Here is a 6313-nt window from a genome sequence, read left to right as displayed (position 1 = left end):
TGGCTTTGGCTTTTGATCCTGGGGCGCCCCGTTAACCACGCTGGCCGAACGCAGGCTTGAAGCCGTGGGTAACCCGGCAGGACGCCGGGTTAGCCGCCACGCGCCATGGATGGCGCGTGGCGGCGGCCCACGGATTCAAGCCGGAGTGAGGGCACACCGAGCCCAAGCGAGGTGCCAAGTGGTGGGGCAAGAGCCTTTTGCTTACTTTTGGGCTCCTCCAAAAGTGAGCCGCTGTAAAAGCGGAACCATAGGAGGCCGTTACCGCAAAAATGGATATGTACTCGGCCTGATCCAACACCCCAGAGGCCCAGAGGTCACGACCCAAGCAGGTTCTCTCTCCACAGGTGCAACGTCAATGCCCATCGCGAGCAAGCCGCAAGCGGGCGCCCGCTCCCACAGGGATTGGAGATGCCTGTGGGAGTTGAGGTGGGGATTAGCGGGCAGCCCAGGCGTTGAAGCGTTGTTCCAGCTCCTCGCCATGGTCGACCCAGAACTCGGCGTTCACCGCTCCGGCGCCGGCCAGGTTGGCCTCGGCGGTGGGCAGTTGCGCCTGCACCGACTTGGGCAGCAAGGCCAGGGTCTGCAGGTGCACCGGCCCGTAAGGAATGTTTTGCGAGAACACTTTCTGCGCCTGGGGCTGGCTGGCGAAGGCGATGAACTTCTCGGCCAGGGCCTTGTTCGGGGTGCCCTTGACCACGGCCCAGTATTCCGGGTCGTACAGGCTTTGTGGCCAGACGATGCTCAGTTTCATGCCCTCCTCCTGGGCCGAAGCAATGCGACCGTTGTAGGCGGCGCTCATCACCACGTCCCCGGCCACCAGCCACTGTGCCGGCTGGGCGCCCGCCTCCCACCACTGGATGCTGGATTTGATCTGGTCCAGTTTGGCAAAGGCCCGGGTCACGCCCTGCGGGGTATTCAGGACCTTGTACAGCTCATCCATTTTCACCCCATCGGCCAGCAAAGCGATTTCCAGGGTGTACTTGGCGCTCTTGCGCAGCCCGCGCTTGCCGGGAAATTCGCTGACGTTCCAGAAGTCCGCCCAGTTCTGCGGCGCCTTGGCCAGCTTGCCCTGGTCAAAGGCCAGGACCATCGACCAGACATAGGTGGCAACCCCGCATTCGGTCAGTGCCCCCGGGACAAATTGCGCCGGGTCGCCCAGGGCGCTCAGGTCGAGTTTCTCGAACAGGCCTTCCTCGCAGCCGCGCAGCAGGTCCGGGCTTTCCACTTCGACCACGTCCCAACTGGTGTGACCGGCGGCCACCATGGCCTTGATCTTCGACAGTTCGCCGTTGTACTCACCGGCGACGATGTTGCCGGCACCGCTGGCGTTGAACGGCTGGAAGTAGGCCTTGTCCTGGGCCAGCTTGGTGGCCCCGCCAAAGGAAATCACGGTGAGGCTCTGGGGCGCGGCGCACACTGCACCGCTCAACAGGGCCAGGGCAAACGGAAGGCTGCAACGCAAGGATCTGGACATGGATCTGTTCCTCGATAATGCCGGTACGCACTGAGGCGGCGGCGGGACACGCATGGGCGGCCGGAGGGCCTTGTTATTGTTCTTCGGGTGCGCTCAGCCAGGCCGCCAGTCGATCCATCAGGCGGTCACAGGCGTGCAACTGCTCGACGCTGACGAACTCGTCGGGCTTGTGTCCTTGCTCCATACTGCCGGGACCACAGACCACGGTCGCGATACCGGCCGCATCGAACAACCCACCTTCGGTGCCGAAGGCCACGGTGCTGAAGGCATCGCTGCCACACAGCTGGGCGATCAGGCGCGCGGCGGCGCTGTCCGCCGGGGTTGCCAGGCCCCGGTAGGCCGAGAGTTGTTCAAAGCGAATCGACGTCTCGGCCTTGATCGCCTGCATCGCCGGCAGCAACGTGGTCTGGGCGTAGTGCTGCAATTCATCGACCACCGCCTGCGGGGCGAAGTCCGGCAAGGCGCGCACTTCGAAATCGAAACGGCAATCGGCCGGCACGATGTTCAACGCCGTGCCGCCCTGGATCACCCCGACCTGTACGGTGGAATAAGCCGGATCAAAACGTGAGTCCTGCAGTTCCGGCTCGGCCAGGGTGGCACCGATCTCGCCCAGCCGGCCGATCAGGCGTGCGGCTTGCTCGATGGCGTTCACCCCGTAGGGGGCGTACGCCGAATGGCAGGCGGCGCCGTGCACATGGCAACGCATTGCCAGCTTGCCCTTGTGGCCGAGCACCGGCTTGAGCTCGGTCGGCTCGCCGATCAGGCACAAGGCCGGCGCCGGGATCCGCTGGGGCAACAGCTCGAGCAAACTACGCACGCCCAGGCAGCCGACTTCCTCGTCATAGGACAACGCCAGGTGTACCGGCCGGCGCAAGTCACTTGCCAGGAACAGCGGCACCGCCGCCAGGACCGAGGCCAGGTAGCCTTTCATGTCGGCGGTACCGCGCCCGAACAATTTGCCGTCGGCCTCGCTCATACAGAACGGCTCGACCGTCCAGGCCTGGCCGTCCACCGGCACCACGTCGGTGTGCCCGGACAACACGATGCCACCGGCCACCTGCGGGCCCATCGACGCCAGCAGATTGGCCTTGCTGCGTTCGGCGTTGTAGATCAGTTCGCAGTCCACGCCCAGGCCCTGCAGGTAGTCGCGCACGAACTCGATCAGTGCCAGGTTCGAGTCACGGCTGACCGTGGCGAACCCTACCAGCCTGGCCAACAGGGCGCGGCTGCGCGGCTCACTCATCACCCGGCACTCCATAGCTGGGCGCCAGGGTTGGGTCGAGTGCGCGGATCAGGTAGTCCTGCAGTTGGGGCTGGTAGGCGCGCCACAAGTTGCCCAGCTCATCGATCGGATTGTGTTCGGCCCAGTCAACCCGCAGGTCGACGATTGGCCAGGTCAGGTCATCGACCACCGACAGTGCTGCCGAATGCACCGAGCCAGCTTCGCCACCAGCCGCCTGGCCAGCTTGCAAGGCACTGAGTAAGCGGGCGGCAAGGCAGCCTTCGCTCTGCTCAAAGGCGGCGACCATGGCCTCGATCACCGCGCTGTTGGCCAATAGGTTGCCAGCGGCCACGCACTGCTCACCGGCCAGGGCGTTGTGGGTGCCCAGGGCTTGGCTGCCGCTGAACACGGCAGTCCGGCCTTGGGCATCCACCACCGCCACCTGGCGGTACTGGCTGTAGCCGTTGCGGGTCAGGGCCTGGTCCAGGGCCTGGGACGGCGCGGCGCCAGCGGCCAGGCCGTCGAGGATCTGCGGGCCGAGGGCCGGCAGGGTAATGTTCTGGCTCGACACCGCGCCGACACCGGCCCGCAGCCAAGGGCAACGAGCACCGACGGCGATGCTCGAGGAACTGATGGCGATGCCCAACTGGCCGGTCTCGGCGCAGCGTCCAACGATGGAAAAGGTCATGGTCGGTTCCTTATTCGGGGATCACGGCAATCACGTCGATTTCCATCAGCCACTGCGGCTGGCCAAGGGCGCTGACCACCAGGCCAGTGGAAATCGGGAACACCCCTTTGAGCCATTTGCCGACTTCCTGGTACACCGGCTCGCGGTAGCGCGGGTCGATCAGGTAGGTGGTGGTCTTGACGATATGGCTCAGGTCGCTGCCGGCCTCCTCAAGCAACTGCTTGACGTTGCGCATGGCTTGCTCGGCCTGGGCCCGGGGGGCGCCGAGGCCCACCAGTTGCCCATCGAAGTCGGTGCCGACCTGGCCCCGCACGTACACGGTATTGCCGGCGCGCACGGCCTGGCACAGGTCGTTGTCCAGCGTCTGGTTGGGGTAGGTGTCTTTGGTGTTGAACATGCGGATGCGGGTATGAGTAGGCATCAACGAACTCCCATGCAGCTGGCTGGTTGGAGCGGTGCCGCACACGTCTGCTCGGCATCGGCCTGGCGTTGTGCGGCATCCCGGTAGTTGAAGTAGGTGTGTTGTTTGACGATGTGGTCGGCGACGTGTTTGGCGTCGTGCCATACCCCCCAGATGAACGCGGAGCCGCGCCGGGACTGCCACGGCAAACCAACGAAATACACCCCGGGTTCGCTCGACACACCGCGCTGATGCTGGGGTTTGCCGTTGTCCTTGAAGGCGTTGACCTTCAACCAGCTGTAGTCGACCGTGTAGCCGGTGGCCCAGATGATGGTGCTGACCCCGGCCTTGGCCAGGTCGAGCTGCAGGATCGGCTGGCTGACACAGGCCGGATCGGGCAACAGGTTGCGGGCTTCGGGCTCCGGTGGCAGGTCGAGGCCGTTGCGGGCGATGTAGGCGTCTGCTGCATCCAGCAGGGCCAGGTAGTTCTCGTCGCCACGGGCGATGTTGTCGGCCAGGTTGTCCGCGAAGTTCACCACGCCACCGTTGAAGGATTCGGTCAGGCCGACCAGGGTCATGCCCTGCTGGGCGAGCCGACGAAAGTCGATGGTTTCACCCCCGCGGGCCCCACTCACGGCAATGGTCACGTGCTCCTTGCCCGGCTGCATGGCCTCGGCATCCCATTCGCCCAGCACCCCCAGCCACCAGCAGAAATCACGGTTGCGATAGGCACGCGGCGGCCGGTCGTGAGCCCCCACCGACAGGTACACCTGCTTGCCGGCGCGCTGCAGTTCATCGGCGATCTGCACCCCCGAGGAGCCGGCGCCCACCACCAGTACCGCGCCTGCGGCCAGTTGCTGCGGGTTGCGGTATTGCGCCGAGTGGATCTGCTGGACGCCGCTGATGGCCGGTGCAATCGGCGGGATCACCGGGCGCTGGAACGGACCGGTGGCGACCACCACATGCCGCGCTTCGATCAGCCCGGCACTGGTGTTGACAGTGAAGCCCGGACGGTCGGTATTGCGCTCGACGCTCTGCACGTCGACCCCGGTGCGGATCGGTGCATTGAATTTTTTCGCATAGGCTTCGAAGTAGTCCGCCACCTGCTCCTTGGCGGCAAAGGCGTCCGGGTCCAGGCCGGCAAATTCCAGGCCCGGAAAGCGGTCGTGCCACGCAGGGCCATTGGCAACCAGCGAATCCCAGCGCCCGGTGCGCCACGCTTCGGCGATCCGGTTGCGCTCCAGCACCAGGTGCGGCACCCCAAGCTTGCTCAAGTGCTCACTCATGGCCACGCCGGCCTGACCGGCACCCACAACAAGCGTATCAATTTGGATTTTCTCAACGGTCATGTCTGTGCACTTCTGAAAGTTGGAAGGGTTCAGATCGGTCATGGCTGGCGCCTCTGATGCAGATCATCGTGGTGCTGCGTTTGCGCTTACGGTGCGGGGGTGTTGGGCGCATTCTGTGACGCGCAGGGGATTAGCGAAATGATGTTTTATGTAGTCGCGAGCGAGGAAAAAGCGTGCCTGGGCGCAGGACGTTCATTGGGTTTGGCGATTCCACCGGGGGTCGCTGCGCAACCCAACGCAGCCTTCGGCAGCTGCTACGGGATTGGGTGGGGCCTGGGACATTGCGTCCAGGCTCAGCGCAAACGATCGTGTAACCAACCCTCAAACCCCTGCTGGCCGTCACCCTCCTGGCATGGCGCGTAATACACCAGGCGTAAATGCCGGTCGGCGTCGATGGTCAGCATGGTGTGCTCGAACGACACCGCGCCCAGGCCCGGGAGCTGCAGGTGTCGAGTGCCCTGGCAAGGGCCATGGAGATCCTGGCGAAACCAGCCCTGGCGGAACTCGGCGCTGATTTTCTCCAGGTCCTTGACCAATTCTGCGACATCGCTTTGCCGGGAGCCGTGCCCGAAATCCCGGCGAAAGCTCGACAACATCTGCAGTGCTTGTTCTTCCCACGGGTCGAACAGCGCGCGCACGTGTTCATCGGTGAACAGCATCCACAGTAGGTTGCGTTGCTCCGCCGGCTTGTCGGCAAAGTGAAACAGCTGCTCGCCGGCGGGGTTCCAGGCCAGCACGTCCCAGCGCAGGTTCAACACGTAGGCTGGGCGCAGCGTCAGGTCGGCGAGCAAGCGGTGGATGACCTTGGGCACCACGCACCAGGTCTGTGCCTGCTCGGCCGGCGCCCGCTGATAGGTCAGCAGGTACAGGTGCCGACGCTCCATGGGGTCCAGGTGCAGGACGCGACACAGATTGTCGAGGAAGGCCGGTGAAACGCCGATCTCGCGGCCCTGTTCCAGCCAGGTGTACCAGGTCAATCCGACGCCGGCCAACGCCGCGACCTCTTCGCGGCGCAAGCCGGGAGTCCTGCGGCGTCCACCGGCGGGCAATCCGGCCTGCTCGGGGGTGACGCGTTCACGGCGACTGCGCAGGAACGCCGCCAACTCCAGGCGGGTGCGCTCGAGTGTTCTACCCATTATCCGGTTACTCCTAGTAACAGCATAAACGGTAGATATTGTAA

Annotated in this window: 6 protein-coding genes; all 6 read right to left on the bottom strand. The window is 64.7% G+C overall.

Going from position 1 to position 6313, the window contains the following annotated elements; all coding sequences use genetic code 11:
* Nucleotides 1–433: 433 nt before the first annotated feature.
* Complete coding sequence (locus CKW24_RS27035; RefSeq protein WP_095171876.1) at nt 434–1474, bottom strand: ABC transporter substrate-binding protein; 1041 nt, start codon at nt 1472–1474, stop codon at nt 434–436.
* A 73-nt stretch (nt 1475–1547) separates the two neighbouring features.
* Complete coding sequence (gene argE / locus CKW24_RS27030; protein WP_095171875.1) at nt 1548–2717, bottom strand: acetylornithine deacetylase; 1170 nt, start codon at nt 2715–2717, stop codon at nt 1548–1550.
* On the bottom strand, nt 2710–3384 hold the full coding sequence (locus CKW24_RS27025; protein ID WP_095171873.1) for a DUF1028 domain-containing protein: 675 nt from the start codon (nt 3382–3384) through the stop codon (nt 2710–2712). Before CKW24_RS27025 ends, argE begins: the two co-directional genes overlap by 8 nt.
* Nucleotides 3385–3394: 10 nt before the next feature.
* Entirely contained in the window at nt 3395–3805 is a 411-nt protein-coding gene (locus CKW24_RS27020) for a RidA family protein (protein ID WP_095171871.1), read from the bottom strand.
* Nucleotides 3805–5175: an NAD(P)/FAD-dependent oxidoreductase gene (locus CKW24_RS27015; RefSeq protein ID WP_177440725.1), complete on the bottom strand. Its 1371-nt coding sequence runs from the start codon at nt 5173–5175 to the stop codon at nt 3805–3807. Before CKW24_RS27015 ends, CKW24_RS27020 begins: the two co-directional genes overlap by 1 nt.
* A gap of 251 nt (nt 5176–5426) precedes the next feature.
* Entirely contained in the window at nt 5427–6269 is an 843-nt protein-coding gene (locus tag CKW24_RS27010; protein WP_095171869.1) for a helix-turn-helix transcriptional regulator, read from the bottom strand.
* Nucleotides 6270–6313: the final 44 nt, after the last annotated feature.

The sequence above is a fragment of the Pseudomonas sp. Irchel 3H3 genome (assembly GCF_900187635.1).
GTDB lineage: Bacteria > Pseudomonadota > Gammaproteobacteria > Pseudomonadales > Pseudomonadaceae > Aquipseudomonas.
Note: the sequence above shows the minus strand (reverse complement) of the source record. Positions and strands in the feature narration are given on the sequence as shown.

Excerpts from the sequence above, each read along its gene's own strand:
- CKW24_RS27010 (WP_095171869.1), bottom strand. The coding sequence starts at position 6,269 with ATGGGTAGAACACTCGAGCGCACCCGCCTGGAGTTGGCGGCGTTCCTG.
- CKW24_RS27015 (WP_177440725.1), bottom strand. The coding sequence starts at position 5,175 with ATGACCGATCTGAACCCTTCCAACTTTCAGAAGTGCACAGACATGACC.
- CKW24_RS27035 (WP_095171876.1), bottom strand. The coding sequence starts at position 1,474 with ATGTCCAGATCCTTGCGTTGCAGCCTTCCGTTTGCCCTGGCCCTGTTG.
- argE (WP_095171875.1), bottom strand. The coding sequence starts at position 2,717 with ATGAGTGAGCCGCGCAGCCGCGCCCTGTTGGCCAGGCTGGTAGGGTTC.
- CKW24_RS27025 (WP_095171873.1), bottom strand. The coding sequence starts at position 3,384 with ATGACCTTTTCCATCGTTGGACGCTGCGCCGAGACCGGCCAGTTGGGC.
- CKW24_RS27020 (WP_095171871.1), bottom strand. The coding sequence starts at position 3,805 with ATGCCTACTCATACCCGCATCCGCATGTTCAACACCAAAGACACCTAC.